This window comes from Clostridium acidisoli DSM 12555, from assembly GCF_900176305.1.
GTDB lineage: Bacteria > Bacillota > Clostridia > Clostridiales > Clostridiaceae > Clostridium_I > Clostridium_I acidisoli.
Map to the genome: position 1 here is coordinate 335367 of NZ_FWXH01000003.1, position 21721 is coordinate 357087.

23 protein-coding genes are annotated in these 21721 nt (G+C 30.0%); all 23 read left to right on the forward strand.

Annotated features, from left to right (window positions below; genetic code table 11):
• Nucleotides 1-52: 52 nt before the first annotated feature.
• The 23 genes from pta (at nt 53) to topA (ending at nt 21534) form a co-directional block, all read left to right on the forward strand.
• The gene (gene pta / locus B8978_RS06705) at nt 53-1054 is read left to right on the forward strand and encodes a phosphate acetyltransferase (protein ID WP_084114871.1); all 1002 of its coding nucleotides are present in this window, start codon (nt 53-55) and stop codon (nt 1052-1054) included.
• Nucleotides 1055-1077: 23 nt separating this feature from the next.
• Nucleotides 1078-2283 (forward strand): acetate kinase, encoded by a 1206-nt coding sequence (locus B8978_RS06710; protein WP_084114872.1) that lies wholly within the window; start codon nt 1078-1080, stop codon nt 2281-2283.
• A 177-nt stretch (nt 2284-2460) separates the two neighbouring features.
• Nucleotides 2461-2961, forward strand: a complete 501-nt coding sequence (locus tag B8978_RS06715) for a YceD family protein (RefSeq protein ID WP_176212629.1) — start codon at nt 2461-2463, stop codon at nt 2959-2961.
• 13 nt (nt 2962-2974) lie between these two features.
• A complete protein-coding gene (rpmF, locus tag B8978_RS06720; protein ID WP_084114873.1) occupies nt 2975-3157 on the forward strand; it encodes a 50S ribosomal protein L32 in 183 nt (60 codons plus the stop codon).
• 104 nt (nt 3158-3261) lie between these two features.
• Entirely contained in the window at nt 3262-4284 is a 1023-nt protein-coding gene (gene plsX / locus B8978_RS06725; RefSeq protein ID WP_084114874.1) for a phosphate acyltransferase PlsX, read from the forward strand.
• 131 nt (nt 4285-4415) lie between these two features.
• Nucleotides 4416-4646 (forward strand): acyl carrier protein, encoded by a 231-nt coding sequence (gene acpP, locus B8978_RS06730; protein WP_084114875.1) that lies wholly within the window; start codon nt 4416-4418, stop codon nt 4644-4646.
• Nucleotides 4647-4764: 118 nt separating this feature from the next.
• Nucleotides 4765-5463, forward strand: coding sequence for a ribonuclease III (rnc, locus tag B8978_RS06735; RefSeq protein WP_084114876.1), 699 nt, complete (start codon nt 4765-4767; stop codon nt 5461-5463).
• Entirely contained in the window at nt 5456-6535 is a 1080-nt protein-coding gene (locus B8978_RS06740) for an elongator complex protein 3 (protein ID WP_084114877.1), read from the forward strand. The genes rnc and B8978_RS06740 overlap by 8 nt, the downstream gene beginning before the upstream one ends.
• Nucleotides 6536-6779: 244 nt before the next feature.
• On the forward strand, nt 6780-10346 hold the full coding sequence (gene smc, locus B8978_RS06745) for a chromosome segregation protein SMC (protein ID WP_084114878.1): 3567 nt from the start codon (nt 6780-6782) through the stop codon (nt 10344-10346).
• A gap of 27 nt (nt 10347-10373) precedes the next feature.
• Nucleotides 10374-11285, forward strand: a complete 912-nt coding sequence (gene ftsY / locus B8978_RS06750; protein WP_084114879.1) for a signal recognition particle-docking protein FtsY — start codon at nt 10374-10376, stop codon at nt 11283-11285.
• A 77-nt stretch (nt 11286-11362) separates the two neighbouring features.
• On the forward strand, nt 11363-11707 hold the full coding sequence (locus B8978_RS06755) for a putative DNA-binding protein (protein WP_084114880.1): 345 nt from the start codon (nt 11363-11365) through the stop codon (nt 11705-11707).
• Between the two features lie 31 nt (nt 11708-11738).
• Nucleotides 11739-13088, forward strand: coding sequence for a signal recognition particle protein (ffh, locus tag B8978_RS06760; protein ID WP_084114881.1), 1350 nt, complete (start codon nt 11739-11741; stop codon nt 13086-13088).
• A 38-nt stretch (nt 13089-13126) separates the two neighbouring features.
• Complete coding sequence (rpsP, locus tag B8978_RS06765; RefSeq protein ID WP_084114882.1) at nt 13127-13372, forward strand: 30S ribosomal protein S16; 246 nt, start codon at nt 13127-13129, stop codon at nt 13370-13372.
• An 18-nt stretch (nt 13373-13390) separates the two neighbouring features.
• Nucleotides 13391-13618: a KH domain-containing protein gene (locus B8978_RS06770; protein WP_084115105.1), complete on the forward strand. Its 228-nt coding sequence runs from the start codon at nt 13391-13393 to the stop codon at nt 13616-13618.
• Between the two features lie 47 nt (nt 13619-13665).
• The gene (gene rimM / locus B8978_RS06775; RefSeq protein ID WP_084114883.1) at nt 13666-14154 is read left to right on the forward strand and encodes a ribosome maturation factor RimM; all 489 of its coding nucleotides are present in this window, start codon (nt 13666-13668) and stop codon (nt 14152-14154) included.
• Nucleotides 14145-14864 (forward strand): tRNA (guanosine(37)-N1)-methyltransferase TrmD, encoded by a 720-nt coding sequence (gene trmD / locus B8978_RS06780; protein ID WP_084114884.1) that lies wholly within the window; start codon nt 14145-14147, stop codon nt 14862-14864. The genes rimM and trmD overlap by 10 nt, the downstream gene beginning before the upstream one ends.
• Before the next feature lie 116 nt (nt 14865-14980).
• A complete protein-coding gene (gene rplS, locus B8978_RS06785; RefSeq protein WP_084114885.1) occupies nt 14981-15325 on the forward strand; it encodes a 50S ribosomal protein L19 in 345 nt (114 codons plus the stop codon).
• Between the two features lie 148 nt (nt 15326-15473).
• Complete coding sequence (locus B8978_RS20380) at nt 15474-15608, forward strand: hypothetical protein (protein ID WP_278326782.1); 135 nt, start codon at nt 15474-15476, stop codon at nt 15606-15608.
• A gap of 163 nt (nt 15609-15771) precedes the next feature.
• Nucleotides 15772-16626 (forward strand): ribosome biogenesis GTPase YlqF, encoded by an 855-nt coding sequence (gene ylqF / locus B8978_RS06790; RefSeq protein WP_084114886.1) that lies wholly within the window; start codon nt 15772-15774, stop codon nt 16624-16626.
• 17 nt (nt 16627-16643) lie between these two features.
• Nucleotides 16644-17408 (forward strand): ribonuclease HII, encoded by a 765-nt coding sequence (locus B8978_RS06795; RefSeq protein ID WP_084115106.1) that lies wholly within the window; start codon nt 16644-16646, stop codon nt 17406-17408.
• A gap of 383 nt (nt 17409-17791) precedes the next feature.
• The gene (locus B8978_RS06805; protein WP_084114888.1) at nt 17792-18154 is read left to right on the forward strand and encodes a YraN family protein; all 363 of its coding nucleotides are present in this window, start codon (nt 17792-17794) and stop codon (nt 18152-18154) included.
• Nucleotides 18155-18346: 192 nt separating this feature from the next.
• A complete protein-coding gene (gene dprA, locus B8978_RS06810; RefSeq protein WP_084114889.1) occupies nt 18347-19414 on the forward strand; it encodes a DNA-processing protein DprA in 1068 nt (355 codons plus the stop codon).
• 38 nt (nt 19415-19452) lie between these two features.
• Entirely contained in the window at nt 19453-21534 is a 2082-nt protein-coding gene (gene topA / locus B8978_RS06815) for a type I DNA topoisomerase (protein WP_084114890.1), read from the forward strand.
• The last annotated feature ends 187 nt before the right edge of the window (nt 21535-21721 follow it).

Sequence of the window (21721 nt, forward strand, 5' to 3'; positions counted from 1 at the left end):
ATAACATCGATATATAATTATATTATTGCATTTGGGAAGGGAGAAATTTAAAATGGATTTAATGAAAAATTTTTGGGAAATGGCTAAAAAGGACAAGAAAAAAGTAGTATTGGCAGAGGGAGAGGAAAGAAGAAATTTAATTGCTTGTGATAAGATATTAAAAAATGGTTTAGCAGATATTTTGCTTATAGGTAATAAAGAGAGAATTGAGGAAAACGCTAAATATCTTTCTGTAAATGTTGAAGGTGCGGAAATATTAGATCCTGAAACATCAACACTATCAGAAGGTTTTGCAAAAGAATTTTATGAAATTAGAAAAAATAAAGGAATGACTATTGAAAAAGCAGAAAAAATGGTAAAAGATCCTTTATATTTTGGTACAATGTGTGTAAAGTTGGGATATGCTGATGGTATGGTTTCAGGTGCTATTCACACAACTGGAGATCTTTTAAGACCAGGACTTCAAATTATAAAAACAGCTCCAGGAGTAAGCAATGTATCAGGATTTTTTGTTATGATGGTACCAGATTGTAAATATGGAGAAAGCGGTCTTTTATTATTTGCAGATTGTGCAGTTAATCCAAATCCAACAGCAGAACAACTAGCTTCTATAGCTATAACTACAGCAGAAACAGCGAAAAAATTGTGTGATCTTGATCCTAAGGTTGCAATGCTTTCATTTTCCACAATGGGAAGTGCTAAAGGAGAATTAGTTGATAAAGTCAGACAGGCAACAGAAATTGCAAAAAAAGAAAGAAATGATTTAGATATTGATGGAGAACTTCAGTTAGATGCTGCAATTGAAGAAGAAGTAGCAAGACTAAAGGCACCAGGAAGTAGTGTAGCAGGAAAAGCTAATGTACTTGTTTTCCCTGATTTACAAACTGGAAATATTGGATACAAATTGGTTCAAAGATTTGCAAAGGCAGAAGCTATAGGACCAATATGTCAAGGATTTGCAAAACCAATAAACGATTTATCAAGAGGTTGTAATCCAGATGATATTGTAAATGTTGTTGCAATGACTGTAGTTCAAGCACAAAAAGGAATATAAATGAAAAAATAGGAGGTCAATTTATGAAAGTTTTAGTTGTTAATTGTGGAAGCTCATCATTAAAATATCAACTTATTGACATGGAAGGCGAGAAAGTACTTGCTAAAGGTCTAGTTGAGAGAATAGGAATAGATGGTTCAATATTAACTCAAAAGGTAAATGGAGAAAAATACATAGTAGAGCAACCTATGGAGGATCATAAAATAGCAATTAAGTTGGTTCTAGATGCATTGATAGATGATGCTCATGGAGTTATAAAATCTATGTCAGAAATATCAGCAGTTGGTCACAGAGTAGTTCATGGTGGAGAAAAATATGCAAATTCAGTTCTTATAGATGAAAATGTAATGAAATCTATTGAAGATTGTATTAAACTTGCACCATTACACAATCCACCTAATATCATTGGAATTAATGCTTGTAAAGAATTAATGCCAAATACTCCAATGGTTGCAGTATTCGATACAGCTTTCCATCAAACACTACCAGATTATGCATACATGTATCCACTTCCATATGATTTATATAAAAACAATGGAATTAGAAAATATGGCTTTCATGGAACTTCTCATAAATATGTTTCAAAAGCAGCTGCAGAGTTCTTAAATAAAGATATTGAATCGCTTAAAATAATTACTTGTCATCTAGGAAATGGAGCAAGTCTTTCAGCAATTGAAGGTGGAAAATCTATTGATACAAGTATGGGATTTACTCCTCTTGCAGGTATTGCTATGGGAACAAGAAGTGGAGATATTGATCCAGCTGTAGTTACATTTTTGATGAAAGAGTTAAAGATGAGCACTGAAGAAGTAGATACTTTACTTAACAAAAAATCAGGTATTTTCGGAATATATGGTAAAAGTAGTGATATGAGAGATGTTAAGAAGGCAGCTTTTCAAGATAAAGATGCTAGAGCTATACTTGCGCTTAACGTGTTCCACTATAGAGTTAAACAATATATCGGTTCATATGTTGCTGCTATGAATGGAGTAGATGCAATAGTATTTACAGGTGGAATTGGTGAAAACTCATCTGAAAATAGAGAAGGTATATGTGAAAATATGGATTTCTTAGGAATCAAAATTGATAAAGAAAAAAATAATAGTGCTATTGGTGTTAATAGTGATATAACTGCTGAAAATGCTAGAACAAAAGTACTAGTAATTCCAACAGATGAGGAACTTATGATTGCACGTGATACTAAGGAAATTGTAATATCATTAAATTAAAACTTGACAATTTCATCTTAGATTTATATAATTAGTTTGTTATTTTGTGCATACAAGGATTATTTAGTAAGCAAAAATATTTAGGAGGGAATAGTGGCTTTAGCTCAAGCTATGTGGGTAACCACATAATATACGAAGGTTATTCGTATGAGAAATTATATTTTCAGAGCTTAAAATATGATAATTAATATTTCTGATTTAATACGTAAAAGCATAGCAAAAAAAGAAATCAATGTTATATTGGATTTAAAAAGCATTAAGGATAGTTATGAAACTATCAATGTTATAGATCCAATAAAGGTTCAACTAGTCATAGGTAAAATTGAGGATGTATTATCTCTTGATGGTGTTATCGTTGGTAAAATAGAACTTACATGTTCTAGATGTCTTCAGAAATTTAACTATGATTTAGATATTGAATTTCATGAAAAACTAACTAATAATCCTGACAATAGAGATGATGAACTCATCTTTATAAATAATGATAATTTTGATCTAGCAGAAATTGTTGAAAACAATATTATTACATCACTTCCGATTCAAAGGTTGTGTAAAAATGATTGTAAAGGCTTATGTTATACTTGTGGGAAAAATTTGAATTATGGCAGCTGTGATTGTGATAATTCAAATTACGATCCTAGGTTTGATAAGCTGAAGGATTTGTTTTCAAACAACTAAGGAGGTGTTTAATGTGGGAAATCCAGCAAGAAAATTTTCAAAAGGTAGAAGAGATTCTAGAAGAGCTCAAACTTTTAAATTAAGTTTACCAGGAATGGTTGAATGTCCAAACTGTCACGAGATGAAACTTGCACACAGAGTTTGTAAAAACTGTGGGCATTACAAAGATAGGGAAGTAGTTGCAATAGCAAAATAAAAAAAAGAAAGTCTTTTGACTTTCTTTTTTTTTATAAATATTAAGTATATGTTTACTCTTTATAAATATTAATGTAAAATAGTTTATTGGAAGGATGTGATAAAATGATTATCGCAGTGGATGGAATGGGTGGAGATAATGCTCCAAGTGCTGTGGTAGAAGCCTGCACAAAAGCTGTTAACGAGTTTGATGTTAATATAATAATCACAGGTCCAGAAGATTTAATAAAAAGTGAACTTGAAAAGTATGTATATGACAAAAATAAAATACAGATAGAAAACGCTACTGAAATAATAAGTCCTAATGAACATCCTGTTACTGCTATTAGAAAGAAAAAGGATTCAAGTTTAACTAAGGCTTTAAATTTAGTGAAAGATAATAAGGCTCAAGGTATAATTTCAGCAGGGAGTACGGGAGCACTTATGGCAGGTGCTACTTTTATAATCGGCAGAATTAAAGGCATAGATAGAATAGCTTTAGCTCCAATAATGCCAGGGAAAAACGCATCGTTTATGATTGTTGATGCAGGTGCAAATGTGGATTGTAAACCTCAATATTTGCTTCAATTTGCACTTATGGGTAAAATATACTTTGAAAATATATTGAAAGTAAAAAAACCAAGTATAGGTTTAGTCAATATAGGTGAAGAAGAAGAAAAGGGTAATGATTTAACAAAAAAAACATATAAGTTACTTAAGGAATCAGATTTTAATTTTGTAGGTAATGTAGAACCTAGAGAAGTATCAAATGGAGATGTAAATATACTTGTCTGCGATGGTTTTGTAGGAAACACAATATTAAAAATGTACGAAGGAGTAGCCTTAAATGTTTTTAAAATGTTAAAGAATGAGATAATGGCTTCTACAAGAGGAAAACTTGCAGGGTTATTATTAAAACCAATTCTAAAAAAGTTTGTTAAAAAATTTGATTATGCGGAAATTGGCGGGTCTGCTTTTTTAGGAACTAAAGGCATAGTAATTAAAGCACATGGAAGTTCTAATGCAAAAGCATTTAAAAATGCTATAAGACAAACTATAGAGTGTTATGAAGCTGGAATAACAGATAATATAGCTACTGAACTTTTAAAAATTAATGAAATAATAAAAGTTTCAGAAAATATAGAATAATATGCATCTTGCGGTTAAAAGCATAAATTAAATATTTAGGTTTTAACATAAATAAAAAAAACATAATATTAATATTGACGATAGAGTTTATATGTAATATTATCTATATAGAGTTTAGGAGGTGAATTTACATGTTTGATAAAATAAAAAGCATAATTGCAGATCAACTAGGCTTAGATGCCAGTGAAATAACAATGGAGTCTTCATTCGTTGATGATTTAGGTGCCGATTCACTTGACATAGTTGAATTAATAATGGCCTTAGAAGAGGAATTTGAGATAGAATTTCCTGATGAAGATGCTGAAAAAGTATCAACTGTAGGAGATGTAGTAACATACATAAAGGCTCATACAGAAGAATAACTGACTGTCCCGTGTATACGGGACTTTATATTTCTAATTTAAAATTATAGAGGTTATCTTTGAATTTGTACAAATTGCAAATTGAAAAATAAGCTTTTAATGAGAGGCAGGATAGGCAATGAAAGATGATTATTTGAAGGAACTAGAATATAGTTTAGAGGTGGATTTTGAAAATAAACATTTGCTTACAACAGCTCTTACGCATAGTTCCTACGCAAATCAAAAAAAAGATGTAAAATATAATGAAAGATTAGAGTTTCTAGGAGATTCTGTACTTCAAATTGTTATTTCAGAATATCTGTTTTTAAATTATGAAAATAAAACAGAGGGTGAGCTTTCAAAAAAGAGATCACTAATAGTTTGTGAAAATTCATTATTTAAAGTAGCTAAGAAATGGAATCTTGGAAAGTACATATTTATGAGTAATGGTGAGGAAATGACTGGTGGAAGAACTAGGGTTTCTATATTGGCAGATTGTGTTGAAGCTATAATAGCTGCAATATATTTAGATAAGGATATAACTTTTGCAAAGGAATTTATACTTAAAAATTTTATGAAAATAATAAATATGGCCATGAAAAACCAAATCATATTAGATTATAAAACAAAACTTCAAGAAGTTCTTCAAAAAAACGGTGAAACATCTATAACCTATGATTTAATTAAATTTGAGGGACCACCACATAGAAGAAAATTTTATATATCTGTAATTTTTGATGGAGAAGTTCGAGGAGAAGGTAGTGGCTACAGCAAAAAGGAAGCAGAACAGGATGCAGCACAATGTGCTTTAATGAAGATAGGTAGCATTTATGAGTAAAGAATATTATATTATACCAATATTTGTACCACATGAAGGTTGTCCACATAATTGCGTATTTTGTAATCAAAATACAATAACCGGTAGCCAAAATGTAGTATATAGTGAATTTGTGAGAAATACTGTAGAGGAGTATTTAGAAACAATAGCTAACAAAAATGCAACAATTGAGGTGTCTTTTTTTGGTGGAACTTTCACGGCTATAGACATGAAAAAACAAAAGGAATTACTTCAGGTTGCTAAAGAATATAAAAATGCTGGTAAAATAAAAAATATAAGACTTTCAACTAGACCAGATTATATAAATAGAGAAATTTTGGATAACTTGAAGAAATTTAAGGTGGATGTAATAGAATTAGGAGTACAATCTTTGGACGAAGATGTCTTAAGGATGGCAGGAAGAGGTCATAGTGTAGCTTCTGTTTATGATGCCTCTAAACTAATAAGAGAATATGGTTTTACACTAGGACATCAAATTATGCCTGGACTTCCTGGAGATAATTTCAAAAGAGATATAGATACTGTTAAAAAAGTAATAGATATAAAACCAGACATATGTAGAATTTACCCATCACTGGTTATAAAAAATACACCTATGGAAGAAATGTATCTAAGAAATGAGTATATACCGTATACTTTAGAAGAGGCAGTTCAAATATGCAAAGAATTGTATGGTATGTTTATTTCAAACGATATAGAGGTCATAAGAGTAGGCCTCCAACCGACAGAGGAAATTAATATAGGTAGAGAGGTAGTAGCAGGACCATTTCATCCAGCTTTTAGAGAATTAATTATGGGAAGCATATATAGTGATATAATAAAAGAAAATATTATTAAAGATTATAAGGGTTCTGTAAATATAGAAATAAACAGCAAAGACATATCAAAATTATATGCTGATAAAAAACGTTATTTTAATGAGATGTTGAAAACGCATAAAAACTTAAAGTTTATAATAAAACAAAATGATCAAATTTTTAGAGATTATATAGTTATAAACTTAGAGGAATATGAAAAAACAATATCAGTACAAAATTACTTAAAAGAGAAATACAATAGAGGAAATTTATAACATTTATAGAATATACTTTTAAGACCCAAAAATAAGTCGCATACAAAGACTGAAACAACACAATAGAAAACCGTGTAATTGCACGGTTTTCTATTGTATAAATTTAAAGTGTTTTAGTAGGAGGGAATATGAAGAACAATAATAAAAAAATCATTTTAAGAGCAATCATAATATTTATAGCGTTCATTTTTATATTTAGCACAGTTATAGAATTTTTAGCTATTTAAATTGGGAGAGTGTATTTATGTTTTTAAAGGGAATTGAAATTCGGGGCTTTAAATCATTTGCAGACAAAACAGAATTGGATTTCAAAAAAGGAGTTACGGCAGTTGTAGGACCAAATGGAAGTGGTAAAAGCAATATTTCTGATGCTGTTAGATGGGTTTTAGGTGAGCAGAGTGTGAAAAGTCTAAGAGGGGGAAAAATGGAAGATGTAATTTTTGCTGGAACCCAATTTAGAAAACCAGTAGGACTTGCACAAGTAATGCTCACTCTTGATAACACAGATGGATCAATTCCGGTTGACTATAATGATGTTACAATAGGTAGAAGGCTTTATAGATCTGGTGAAAGTGAATATTATATTAATAATACAAAGTGCAGACTAAAAGATGTACAGGAAATGTTTATGGACACAGGTATTGGTAAGGAAGGTTATTCTATAATAGGACAAGGAAAAATTGAGGCTGTATTAAGTGGAAAACCAGAAGAAAGAAGAGGACTTTTAGAGGAAGCTGCTGGTATAGTTAAATTTAAAACAAGAAAAGAAGAAGCAGAAAGAAAACTTCAGAATACAGAGGAAAATCTAACTAGAATAAATGATATAATTGGAACATATGAGGAAAGAATTGGACCACTTAAAAATGAAAGTGATAAAGCAAAGAACTTTATTGAATTATCATCTAAATTAAAAGAAAATGAAATAAACTTACTTGTGAACTCAGCAGAAAGATACAAGCTTAAAATGCAAGATATATCAAGAGAAATAGAAAAATTAAATGAAGATATAAAAAATATTTCAGATGAAAAAAGTTTTACTAACAAGAAATTAAGAAAATTAGAAATGGATTTAGAAGATTTAGAGAATATTTATGAGTCTAAAAGAAAAGAATATTATGAAAACAAATCAGAAGAGCAAAAACTGTTATCTGAAAATAAATTGATGGAAGAAAAAATTGAAAACTCAAAACTTGTAGTTAATAAAGCTAAAACTCAATTTGAAGAACTTGAAGAAAAGCTTAGGAAACTTTTATTGGAAAAAGAAAATAACACTGTAGAATACGAAAAACTACATAATAATTTATCGGGAATTAAATTAAAGATAAGTGATATAGGTAAATTGCTATCTTCATTAGAAAATAAAAGAAAACAATACGATAACAATTTGGTTTCTTACAAAAATAATCAGTTTGATACATTGGGGGCAATATCTGATTCTAATAATTTCATAACCCTTGTTAAAAAGGATATTGAAAATCATGAATTGAACATAGAACAAATTAAGCAGGCATGCAATAGCTATATGAATTCTATAAAGATAAATGCAACTACCAAAATTGCTTTAGAGAAAGAAACAGAAACTTTAAGAGAAAAAATTAATACATATGAGGAACATATAAGAACTAACAAAAAAGAAATGTCAAATTTAAATAGAATAGTAGCTTTAAATGAAAAAAAGCTTAGAGAGCTTAATGCTGAATTAAATAAATTTGGAGCAAACAGAAATATGCTTCAAAGTTTAGAAAAGCAATATGAGGGATATAATAGGTCTGTTAAAAACTTGATGCTTAACATTGACAAAGGCAATATAAATGGCGCAAATGGCAAATGTTTTGTATTTGGTGAAATAATAGATGTAAAAAAAGGATTAGAGGTTGCCATTGAAATAGCACTTGGTGGGGGAATTTCAAATATTGTAACTGAAGATGAAAATTTAGCTAAGAAACTTATAAACTATTTAAAACAAAACAACTTAGGAAGAGCTACATTTTTACCGTTAAATATACTAAAAAGTAGAAAACTCACTGTAAATAAAAATATAATTGAAACACCTGGTTTTCTAGGGATAGCTAGTGAACTTTTAGAATATGATAAGAAATTTTCTGCGGCTGTTGAACATATACTTGGAAGAACTGTAATTGCTAAAGATATGGATAGTGCACTTGAAATTGCCAGAAAAGCAAACTTCAGCTTTAAAATTGTAACTATAAGTGGAGAAGTTGTAAATGCCGGAGGTTCATTAAGTGGAGGAAGTATATACAATAAATCCTTAAATATAATCGGAAGAAAAAGAGAAATAGAAGATTTAAAAAATAAAATTGAAGAATTAGAAAAAGAAATTGAAGAGTTGTCTGCTAAAAATAAGGTGGATATAGAAGCTATAAAGCTTATTGACGAGAAAAATTTAAACTTTATGGATTCCGTACATTCTGAAAATATTGAAATAACTAAAATTCAAGGAAGAATAAGTGCTATTGAAGCTGAGAATGAAAAACTTAATAATAATTATAATGTATCAAGTAAAGAAATTTCAGTATTAGATAGTAAGTTTAGCGAAGCATCTAAGGATTTAACAAAAGAAGAGAAGAGACTAGAGGATTTAAAAGCAAAAGAAGCTCAATTGGCATTAGATATAGAGAAAATGGATAACACCATAAAATTAAAAAATAATGAAGAAGTAAAACTTAACGATGAGTTAACTACTTTAAAAATAGAGAAAGCAAAATATGAGGAAATATTATCATCAAAAACTAGAGAAACAAAGAGAATAGATGGTGAACTAGGTGATTTAAATGAAAAGAAAAATGAATTAGAAGAAGAAATAAGAGTTGAGCATGCTAACACTGAAAATTATAAAATTAAACTAAAAGATAACGAAATAAAGATTAAAGAAATTAAAGAATTTATTATAGAGATGGATAAAATATTTGAAAGTAAGGAAATCGAAAAAATTCAAATTAAAAATGAAGTTAAATTATATGGTGACAAACTTGAAGAAATAAATTTAACATTAAAGAATACAGAAGAAGTTAAACATAAAAATGAAGTCAGTTTAGCTAAAATTGAAATTGAAGATGAAACTGTGGTAAATAAAATAAATGAAGAGTATAAACTCACCTATGCAGAAGCTTTAGAATATAAAAAAGAAAACACAGATATAGCTGTGGTAAGAAATGTAATAGAAAATATTAAGCGGCAAATAACATCTCTTGGGAATGTTAATGTTGGTGCAGTGGAAGAATATAAAGAAGTAAGTGAAAAATATGAATTTATGACAAGTCAAAGAGATGACTTGGTCAAATCAAAAGAAGAAATCATAAATATTATAAACGATATGTTATCAACTATGAGAAAGGTATTCATAGAGAATTTTTCTAAAATAAGAGAAAATTTTAATGAAACCTTTAGAGAACTCTTTAAAGGAGGAAGTGCAGACTTAATTCTTTCGGGAGAAGACGTGCTTTCAGCAAATATAGAAATAAATGTAGAACCTCCAGGTAAAAAACTTCAAAACATTAATTTGATGTCTGGTGGAGAAAAAGGACTTTCAGCAATAGCCTTATTATTTGCTATTTTAAAAATGAAGCCAACTCCATTTTGTATATTAGATGAAATTGAGGCTGCCTTGGATGATGCTAATGTATCAAGATACTCAGAATTTCTTAGAAAGTTTTCAGAAAACATACAGTTTATAGTAATAACTCATAGGAAAGGAACTATGGAAGCAGGAGATGTACTTTACGGTGTAACAATGGAAGAGAAAGGTGTGTCAAAAATTGTTTCTGTTGACTTAACTAGTGAGGTTATATAATATATTAAATTTATAGGAGGATAAAAGATGTTTGGTGGTTTTTTTGATAAATTAAAAAGTGGTCTTTCAAAAACAAAAACTAATTTTACAGATAGGATAACAGAAATATTAAATGGTACAGTTTCTATTGATGAGGATATGTACGAGGAATTAGAAGAAATATTAATTACAGCAGATATTGGTGTAGAGACATCAATGTACATAATAGATAAATTAAAAGAAAAAATAAGGGAAGAAAAAGTTAAAGATCCAGCTGAAGTTAATGGATGTCTAAAAAGAGTAATTATTGATATTTTAGGAAGTTCAAAAGAATCAATAGATCCAAAAACAACGCCAGAAACAATACTTGTTATAGGGGTAAATGGAGTTGGAAAAACCACATCTATTGGGAAAATTTCGGCAAAACTTAAAAATAAAAATTATAAAGTTATAATGGCTGCAGCAGATACATTTAGAGCAGCAGCTATAGATCAATTAGAAGTTTGGAGTAAAAGATCAGGTGTGGATTTAGTAAAACATCAAGAAGGTTCTGATCCAGCTGCGGTGGTTTATGATGCAATAGAAGCTTCTAAAGCAAGAAAAGCAGATGTACTAATTTGTGATACTGCAGGTAGATTACATAATAAAAAAAATCTTATGGATGAACTTGCAAAAATTAACAGAGTTATAGATAGAGACTTTCCAGAGTCAAGTAGAAGAACACTACTTGTATTGGATGCCACTACTGGTCAAAATGCTGTTATTCAAGCTAAGCAATTTATGGAAGTATGTAAAATAGACGGAATAGTACTCACAAAGTTAGATGGAACGGCTAAAGGTGGAGTTGTTATTTCAATTAAGCATGCACTAAATATTCCAGTAGAACTCATTGGTGTTGGAGAGGGCATTGATGACCTTCAAGAATTTGATGCCAATGAATTTGCAGAAGCATTATTTTAAATAATAGGTGTTAAGTAAAAATACTTGACACCTTTATTATTTTTTGATATTATATCAATTGTGAGTTGGTGATAAAGATGGATAAAAGATTTGAGATATCGCTAATGTTAGATTTATATAGTGAACTTTTAACTGATAAACAAAAAGATATAATGGATTTATATTTTAATGATGACTTATCCTTAGCTGAAATATCAGAAATTAATAATACTAGTAGGCAGGCTACTTATGATATAATAAATAGATGTCAAAAATTATTACTTCAATATGACAGCAAGTTGAAACTTTTAGATAAACAAATATTAGTTTCAGGAGTAAAAAAGGAAGTTCAAGATAAACTTGCAATATTGAAGCAAAAAATATGTTCAGAAGATGAATTGGATATAATAAATAGTATAATAGAAGATATTAAGCAAATATAGTTGAATATTTTTAGTTATGAGGAGGTTTGTCATGGCTTTTGAAGGTTTAACGTCTAAGCTTCAGGATACTTTAAAAAAGCTCAGAGGAAAAGGAAAACTATCGGAAAATGATATAAAAGAAGCTATGAGGGAAGTTAAAAGGGCCCTATTAGAAGCAGATGTAAATTTTAAGATAGTAAAAGATTTTATAAAAAAGACAAGTGAAAAATGCCTAGGTGAAGGTGTAATGCAAAGTCTAACGCCTGGACAGATGGTTGTAAAGATAGTAAATGAAGAACTAACAGCTTTAATGGGTAATACTGAAAGTAAGCTAAATTACAGTGATACAGGAATTACAGTTATAATGCTTGCAGGACTTCAAGGTGCAGGTAAGACAACCATGTGTGGTAAGCTTGCCTTATCATTAAAGAAAAAAAATAAAAAACCATTACTTGTAGCGTGCGATATATACAGACCAGCTGCTATAAAACAATTAACTGTAGTTGGTAAATCAATAGATGTACCTGTGTTTTCAATGGGAGATAAAGTTAATCCTGTAGAAATTTCTAAAGCTGCAATTGAACATGCAAAGGATAGCGGTTGTAATGTAGTTATAATAGATACAGCAGGAAGACTTCATATAGACGAAGCATTAATGGGTGAATTAAAAGATATAAAATCAAATGTAGAGCCTAATGAAATTTTATTAGTAGTTGATTCTATGACTGGTCAGGATGCAGTAAATGTTGCAGAAACTTTCAACTCAGCATTAGATTTAACAGGAGTAATCCTTACAAAACTTGATGGTGATACAAGAGGTGGTGCTGCCATTTCAATTAGAGCAATGACTGGCAAACCAATAAAATTTGTTGGTATTGGTGAAAAAATGAATGATCTTGAGGTGTTCCATCCTGATAGAATGGCATCAAGAATTCTTGGTATGGGTGATGTCTTAAGTTTAATTGAAAAGGCTCAAAGCGCCATAGATGAAAATGAGGCAAAAGAACTTGGCGAAAAAATGATGAATCAAGGTTTGAATTTTGAAGACTATCTAACAATGATGAAACAAATGAAAAAATTAGGACCACTTGGTAAGATAATTGAAATGCTACCAGGTGCAGGTTCAAAGATGCTTGAAGGTGTAGATTTAAGTCAAGGTGAAAATCAAATGAAAAGAGTTGAATCTATAATATATTCAATGACAATAAAAGAGAGAAGAAATCCATCTCTTGTAAGTTCTTCGGCATCAAGAAAAAAGAGAATTGCATTGGGTTCAGGTACAACTGTTCAAGAATTAAATAAGCTTATAAAAACTCTTGATATGGTTAAGAAGCAAATGAAACAGATGAAAGGTTTTGAAAAAATGTCTAAAAAGGGATTGTTTGGCAAAATGCCTTTTTAATAAATTTATATTTTATCCTTTGAAGGAGGTGATTACATATGGCAGTTAAGATAAGACTAAAAAGAATGGGTGCTAAAAAAGCTCCATTTTACAGAATTGTTGTTGCTGATTCAAGAAGTCCAAGAGACGGAAGATTCATCGATGAAATTGGATACTACAATCCAACTACTGATCCTGTAACATTTAAAGTTAATGCTGAAAAAGCAGCTGAATGGATGAAGAACGGTGCACAACCATCAGATACAGTTAAAAAGCTTTTTAACAAAAGCGAAATAACAAAATAATTACTGGGGGTGTTTATCATAAAACAACTATTGGAAACAATTGTTAAAGCCTTAGTTGATAACCCAGAGATGGTAAAAGTGAATGAAATTACCGGTGAAGCATCAATAATTTTGGAACTAAGAGTATCACCAGATGATATGGGAAAAGTTATTGGTAAACAGGGCAGAATAGCTAAAGCTATCAGAACTGTTGTAAAAGCAGCAGCTATAAAAGAAAATAAAAGAGTTGTTGTAGAAATTATATAAGAGTTAGGCTAGCCTAACTCTTTATTTTATTAAAGAGGTGCAAATTTATGAAAGAATTTATAACAGTTGGTCAAATCATAAATACCCATGGAATTAAAGGAGAGCTTAAAGTATATCCTTTAACTGATGACATAAGAAGATTTAGAAAATTAAAGACAGTTTATATAGATGGCATTGAAAGAGAGATATCTTGGTGTAAATTTCAAGTGGATAAGGTTATATTAAAAATAGAAGGGATTGAATCACCAGAAGAGGCTTATAAATATAAAAATAAATACATTCAAGTTAATAGAGAAAATGCGGCTAATTTAGAAGAAGGCAGATATTTTGTGGCAGATATAATTGGTTGCAATGTGGTTGATGAAAATGGTAAAAAATTTGGAAATGTATTTGACGTAATATTTACTGGAAGTAACGAAGTTTATTGGGTAAAAGGAGAAGAAGAAATTCTTATTCCAGCACTGAAATCTGTAGTTAGTAAAATGGACATAGAAAATAAAATAATTACTATTAAGCCGGTGGAAACATGGAGCTAAATGTTGATATATTAACTTTATTTCCAGAGATGTTTGATATTTTTAACTATAGTATTATAGGAAGAGCCATAGAAAATAAAATAATAGATATAAATACGCACAATATTAGGGATTACAGTGTCAATAAACACAAAAAAACTGATGACTATCCTTATGGTGGTGGTCAAGGTATGGTTATGACTGTGCAACCTCTAGTAGATGCTATAGAGGGTGTTAAAAAAAATAACGAAGGCAAAGTTATTTTTTTAGGACCTAGAGGTAAAAAATTTGATCAAGAGATGGCTAAGGATTTATCTAAAGAAAAAAATCTCATTTTTGTATGCGGACATTATGAAGGTATAGATGAAAGAGTTTATAATTATATTGATTTAGAAATATCACTGGGTGATTTTGTACTTACAGGTGGTGAAATGGCTTGCATACCAATAGTGGATAGTATAGCAAGGTTAATACCAGGAGTTCTAAAAGTGGCTGAAAGTTATGAAGATGAATCCTTTTATAATGGTGTATTAGAGTATCCACAATATACAAGACCTGAATGTTTTAGGGATGACGTTGTTCCAGAAATTTTACTTTCAGGTCACCATGAGAACATTAGAAAATGGAGGAGAAAAAAGTCGCTTATACTTACAAAAACTAGAAGACCAGATATGTTTAAAAAAATCTCCTTATCAAAAGAAGATAAAAAACTTTTAATGGAGAATAAATGATTTTTATTGAAAATATAAGCACTATGTGTTAAGATATAAGTTGTGTTAGTACGGGCGCTCCTCTGGCTGCAATCAGTGGTTATGAACGTCAAATTAATCTTAGGAGGGAATGCACAATGTTAGATATAATAAAATCAATCGAAGCAGAACAAATCAGAACTGATTTACCTGAATTCCATGTAGGAGATACTATTAAAGTTGATGTAAGAATCAAAGAAGGAGAAAAGGAAAGAATCCAAGCTTTTGAAGGAACAGTTATCAAAAAGCAGAATGGTGGATTAAGAGAAACTTTCACTGTAAGAAGAGTAGCTTACAATGTTGCAGTTGAAAGAACTTTCCCAATTAACGCTCCAATAATAGCAGGTATTAAAGTAGTAAGAAGAGGTAAAGTTAGAAGAGCTAAACTTTACTACTTAAGAGATAGAGTTGGTAAGGCTGCAAAGGTTAAAGAATTAAAGTAAAAAAACGGGGCTGTAAAGTCCCTTTTTTTATTTTGGCTCAATAGGCCTAAGTTTGTTTAATAATTAATAATTTTAATATATACAGTCTGTTGAACAAAGAATATTTAAATTCGGAATATAAAGAAATTGCGAAGTACCTGGTTAAAAATTGCCACATTGGCAAGATGGAAGAATTAACGGTAATGCCGTTAATGGTGAGAGAATTTGCTTGCAGCAAAAGGGTTATGATGATTTTTCTTCGCTATGCTGCGAAAAATCTTTGAACTTAAAATCTATAATCTAAAGTATATTGACATTCATTAGCCTCGTCAATTCTTACATCTAGCCGAAGGCTTTCTTTAATCTTTTTATCTAGCTTTTAGCTATGATGAAAATCTTTAACCAACTTGTTTTGCAATTTATTACAAATAAGAATAAACATTAATAATTAGGAAAGAAGGGATATAATGATACAAGCAATAAATTGGTTTCCAGGTCATATGGCTAAAACTAGACGTGAAATAAAAGAAAATTTAAAGCTGGTTGACGCAGTTATAGAGATAAGAGATTCTAGAATAGTAAAATCAAGTGCAAATCCAGAGATTAATGAGATATGCAAAGATAAACCTAGAATTATATTATTAAATAAATGCGATTTAAGTTCAGAACGTGTTACAAGAGAATGGATCAATTATTTATCGAAAGGTAACGTAAGAGCGATACCTGTGAACTCCTTAACAGGAGTAGGACTAAATAACATAAAAGGTGAACTTGATAATTTATTAAAAGAAAAAATAGATAGACTTAAGTCAAAAGGTGTTACAAATGTAATTACAAGGGTTATGGTAGTAGGTATACCTAATGTTGGCAAGTCGTCTTTTATAAATAAAATGGCAAGAAATAAGATTGCCAAAATTGGAGATAAACCAGGTGTTACAAAAAGTAAACAATGGATAAAAACTAAAATTGGTATAGAGCTTATGGATACCCCTGGTGTGCTTTGGCCTAAGTTTGAGGAAACTAAAGTAGGTTTGAATTTGGCATTTACTGGTGCCATAAAAGATGAAATAATGGATATTGAGGAACTTGCATTAAACTTAATAGAAAAGCTTCAAAAAGATTATCCTGATAATTTAATGAAGAGATATAAATTAGATTCTTTGGAAACAGAAGCTCTTTTGAATATGGAAAATATAGCTAGAAAAAGAGGAGCGGTTATTTCTAAAGGTAATATAGATTATAACAGAGTGGCTGTAATGCTTTTAGATGAGTTTAGAGGTGGAAAATTAGGTGCTATATCATTAGAGAGTCCTAGAGGTTAGTTATGGATATTAATAAAATGAGTTTCTTAAAAATCAAGGAATACGTGAACAATAGCTCTGAAGAAAGCTATAGAGAAACTATAGAATTGCTTAAAAATGATAACAGAAAAAATGTTCGAAATCTTTCTAAGAGCTTAAGTGTATATTTGGAAAATAAAAGAAAAGAATTAGAGAGAGTTAGGAAACTATATGAGTTTGATAAGAATTTAGAGATAAAAGGACATCTAGCAGGTGTTGATGAGGTTGGCAGAGGACCACTAGCAGGACCTATTGTGGCAGCTTCAGTTATATTAGACCTAGATGTAGAGGATAAAGATTTAATACTTGAAATAAATGATTCAAAGAAGCTTACTGCTCATAAAAGAGAAGAATTATCTAAAATTATAATAGAGAAAGCTAAATGTTATAATATCGAGTTAATAGATAAAACTGAAATAGATAAATATGGAATTGGAGTTTGCAATCAAAAAGTTTTAAGATTAGCCGCACAAAACTTAGAAATGAGGCCTGATTTTGTGCTTTCTGATGGATATGCAATAAAAAATGTAGGCATAAAGAACACGTTTGCTATTAAAGGAGATTCTAAAAGTGCTAGTATAGCTTGTGCATCAATAATTGCAAAAGTTTATAGAGATGACTTGATGAAAAGATATGCAGAGGAGTATCCAGAATATCATTTTGAAAGCAACAGCGGTTATGGAAGTAAAGAACATATTGAAGCGATAAAAAAGTATGGACCATGCCCAATACACAGAATTAGTTTTCTTGGAAATATATTGTAGGATGTATATACCTAAGCCATAATGTCAATAGTTATAATGACTGTTTAATTATGGCGTTTTTTTATAATATATAGAGATTGCAGAATAATAGTGAAGGGGTTTAACGATTGCTTCGCACGTTAAAAAGCGAAGGGTCGCCAAATGGCAGAGGTGACGGGGTTTATCCTTGCAATGCTCGGATAAAAGGTGAAGGGTTTATGGATAGATCCATAGCTTTTTTCCACGGAAAAAATATTACCTTTGACAAGCAAAGTGCCTGTCAAACCCTTCAACTCGTTTTAGCGACCCTTCACCTTTTCACCGCGAAGCAAAGGTGAAAACACTTCATCAGTACTTCTCAACACGCTGTTATAAACAAATGCCTTGAAGTAAAGGAGCATATAATGCATAAGTTAAATAAGGCTATTGGCAATTATGGTGAAGACATAGGGGAAGAATATTTAATAAAAAACAATTATACAATTAAGGAAAGAAACTTTAGATGTAGAACAGGTGAGATTGATATAATTGCATACAATGAAGAATATATGTGTTTTGTAGAAGTAAAAACTAGATATGATTGTAGTTTTGGAACTCCAGCTGAAGCGGTTAATAAAACTAAACAATATAAACTAAAGAAGCTTGCTGAATTTTATGTTTATAAAAACAATTATTATAATTATAATATTAGATTTGACATTGTTGAAATAATATTAAATGGATTAGACAACAAATATCAAATTAAACTTATAAAAAATGCTTTTTAAGTTAAACATAGCTATACAAAAAAATAAATCAAATACAAAATAGGCTGTACTGAAAATTATTAAAAATTTTTTAGTATGGTTTATTTTTTTATTATTTTCGTGAATTTATATTTATTTGTATATAAATTAAATTCTTTGTATATAATTTGAAGGAGGGATTGTGAACATAGAACTGCAAAGGGAGAAACAGTTATGAACGAATATGATTTATGGTTTATATTATTAAGAATTAGTGATAAGATTAAAATTAATTTGATAAAAACATTTAAAAATACTAAAGAAATATGGTATTATACTGTAAATGAATATAATACTAGAAGTAAAGATGTCAATTTAAAGCTCAAATGGGACAATGATACAGTAAATAATTTGAAAAATGATATTGTTAGAAATAAAATTAGTTTGGTTACATATTTTGATGATGATTATCCTAGTGAACTTAGAAATTATGATGATTCCCCGTATGCTATTTTTTATAAGGGAAATATAAAGAGCTTAAATAAATATAGAAATGTTTCTATTGTTGGATCTAGAGAATGCTCAAGCTATGGAAGTAATATAGCTAAAATAATAGCAAAAGACCTTTGCAATGAAAATATTAATATAATTAGTGGTCTTGCAATAGGCATCGATGCAGAAGCTCATCTAGCATGTGTAGAAAATGGTGGATACACCTGTGCAGTTTTAGGGTGTGGGTTAGATATTGTATATCCAAAACGAAATTTAAAAATTTTTAATGGAATATTGGACACTGGAGGATGCGTATTATCTCAATTTGTACCTGGAACAAAACCGTTAGCGTATAATTTCCCCATTAGAAATAGAATTATAAGTGCACTTAGTGAAATTACAATTGTGGTAGAAGCTAGTTTAAAAAGTGGATCACTGATAACGGCAGGTTCAGCATTGGAGCAAGGAAGAGAAGTGATGGCAGTTCCTGGTTCGATTTTTTCTAAGAATAGTATAGGTACTAATAAGCTTATAAAAGACGGCGCAGTTCCCCTTACTAATAGTAAAGATGTATTTCAATTACTGGGAATAGATTATAATGAAAAGATAAATAAAGAAAAAAAATTAAATGGACTTGAAAAAAGGATTTATGGCATGATTTCTGACAATCCTATACATATTGATGATATTATAAAAATAACAGGTGTTGACATAACACAAATTTATGAGTTATTATTTGAAATGCAATTGAAAAAAGAAATTATGTGTTTAAATGGTAATTATTATGTGAAGGCTAATAATTATATTTAGAACCTAAATAATATAGACAGATTTTTGGAGGGGATAAGATGGGACAAAATTTAGTTATTGTAGAATCACCAGCAAAAGCTAAAACTATAGGAAAATATTTAGGAAAAAATTTTGTAGTAGAAGCTTCAATGGGACATGTAAGAGATTTGCCAAAAAGTTCTTTAGGTGTCGAGGTTGAAGATAATTATACACCAAAGTATATTACAATAAGAGGTAAAGGGGAATTGCTAGATAAATTAAGAAAAAGAGCAAAAAAAAGCGATAAAATATTCCTCGCTACCGACCCTGATAGAGAAGGGGAAGCAATATCTTGGCATTTAGCAAAGGTATTGAAAATTGATGAAGATAAAAAGTGTAGGATAGTTTTTAATGAAATAACAAAAAATGCTATTAAAGCTGCAATAAAAAAACCTAGGAAAGTGGACTTAAATCTTGTGGATGCTCAGCAGGCACGTAGAGTACTTGATAGGCTAGTAGGATATAAAATAAGTCCTATACTTTGGAGAAAAGTAAAGTGGGGATTAAGTGCAGGTAGGGTTCAATCTGTTGCTTTAAAAATTATTTGTGATAGAGAAAAAGATATAAATGCTTTTAAGCCAGAAGAATATTGGTCAATTGAATGTCTGTTAAGTAAAGATAAAAAAACAAAACCTTTTTTAGTAAAACTTTTTGCGAAAAATTCTAAAAAAATCCTTATACAAAACAAAGAGGAAGCAGATAAAATTATAAGTGAACTAGAAAATGAAAGTTTTGTAGTAAACAAGATAAAAAAATCAACTAAAAATAAGAATCCACTACCTCCATTTACTACTAGTACACTACAACAAGATGCCTATAAGAGATTAAATTTCTCTACCAAAAGAACTATGTCTGTAGCTCAGGCACTTTATGAAGGTATAGAGATAAAAGGGCATGGTACTGTAGGATTAATAACTTACATGAGGACAGATTCTATAAGAATTTCAGAAGAGGCACAAGGGATTGCTAAAGAATTTATAACATCAAATTATGGAGAACAATATATACCAGATAAACCACATGTGTTTAAAAGCAAGAAGAACATACAGGATGCTCATGAAGCTATTAGACCATCACACATAGAGATAACTCCTGATGAGATTAAGGGAAGCGTTAAGGATGAGCAATACAAGCTTTATAGCTTAATTTGGAATAGATTTATGGCAAGCCAAATGGCTTCTTGCGTTATGGATACAATTACATTGGACATAAAAAATGGAATTTACCTGTTTAAGGCCAGTGGCTCTGCAATTAAATTTGATGGTTTCATGAAAATTTATAATTACACTTTAGATGAAGAAAATAATGATATTAAGATACCAATCCTATCAGAAAATGATATCCTAAATAAAAATGGTATAGATGGAAAGCAGCATTTTACACAGCCACCAGCAAAATTTTCAGAGGCGTCACTTGTAAAAACACTGGAAGAAAATGGAATAGGAAGACCGAGTACTTATGCGCCGATAATATCAACTTTACTTGGAAGAAAATATATTGAAAGAGAAAAGAAAACTCTTTCACCAACTGAACTTGGAAATATAGTTAATAATATAGTAAGTGAATATTTTAAACAAATAGTTGATGTGGAGTTTACGGCCGGTATGGAGGATAAACTAGATAACATTGAAGAGGGAAAGATTAATTGGAATAGCGTTGTAGATGAATTTTATAAGCCATTGGAAACATCAATAGATATAGCAGAAAAAGAAGTTGCAAAAATAACAATTGAAGATGAAGTTACCGATATAAAGTGCGATAAATGTGGTAAATTTATGGTGATAAAACATGGTAGGTTTGGAGATTTCTTAGCTTGTCCTGGATACCCCGAGTGCAAAAATACTAAAGCTATAGTGGAAGAACTTGATGTAAAATGCCCTAAATGTGGAGGTAAAGTACTTGCTAGAAAAAGCAGGAAAGGCAAAAAATTCTTTGGATGTAGCAATTATCCCGATTGTGATTTCGTAAGTTGGTTTGAACCAACAAATGAAAAATGTGAAAAATGTGGAAGCTATTATGTAAAAAAATACAACAAAACAAAAGGTGACTATTTGGAATGCTCAAATGCTGAATGTAAAAATAAAAAGTACAAAGATCAATAGATAAAGTTTTTGTAACAATATACAAATTTAATTAACATAATGACTATTTTAATTAAAATATTAAATGAAATTAAGATATAATGGTGTCGAATTAATTGAAAAACAGTTGAAAAATCCATGTTGGTATGTTATCATAACAGCATGGATTGTAAAATAATTCGGAATATTATAAATTTTTTATATTTTA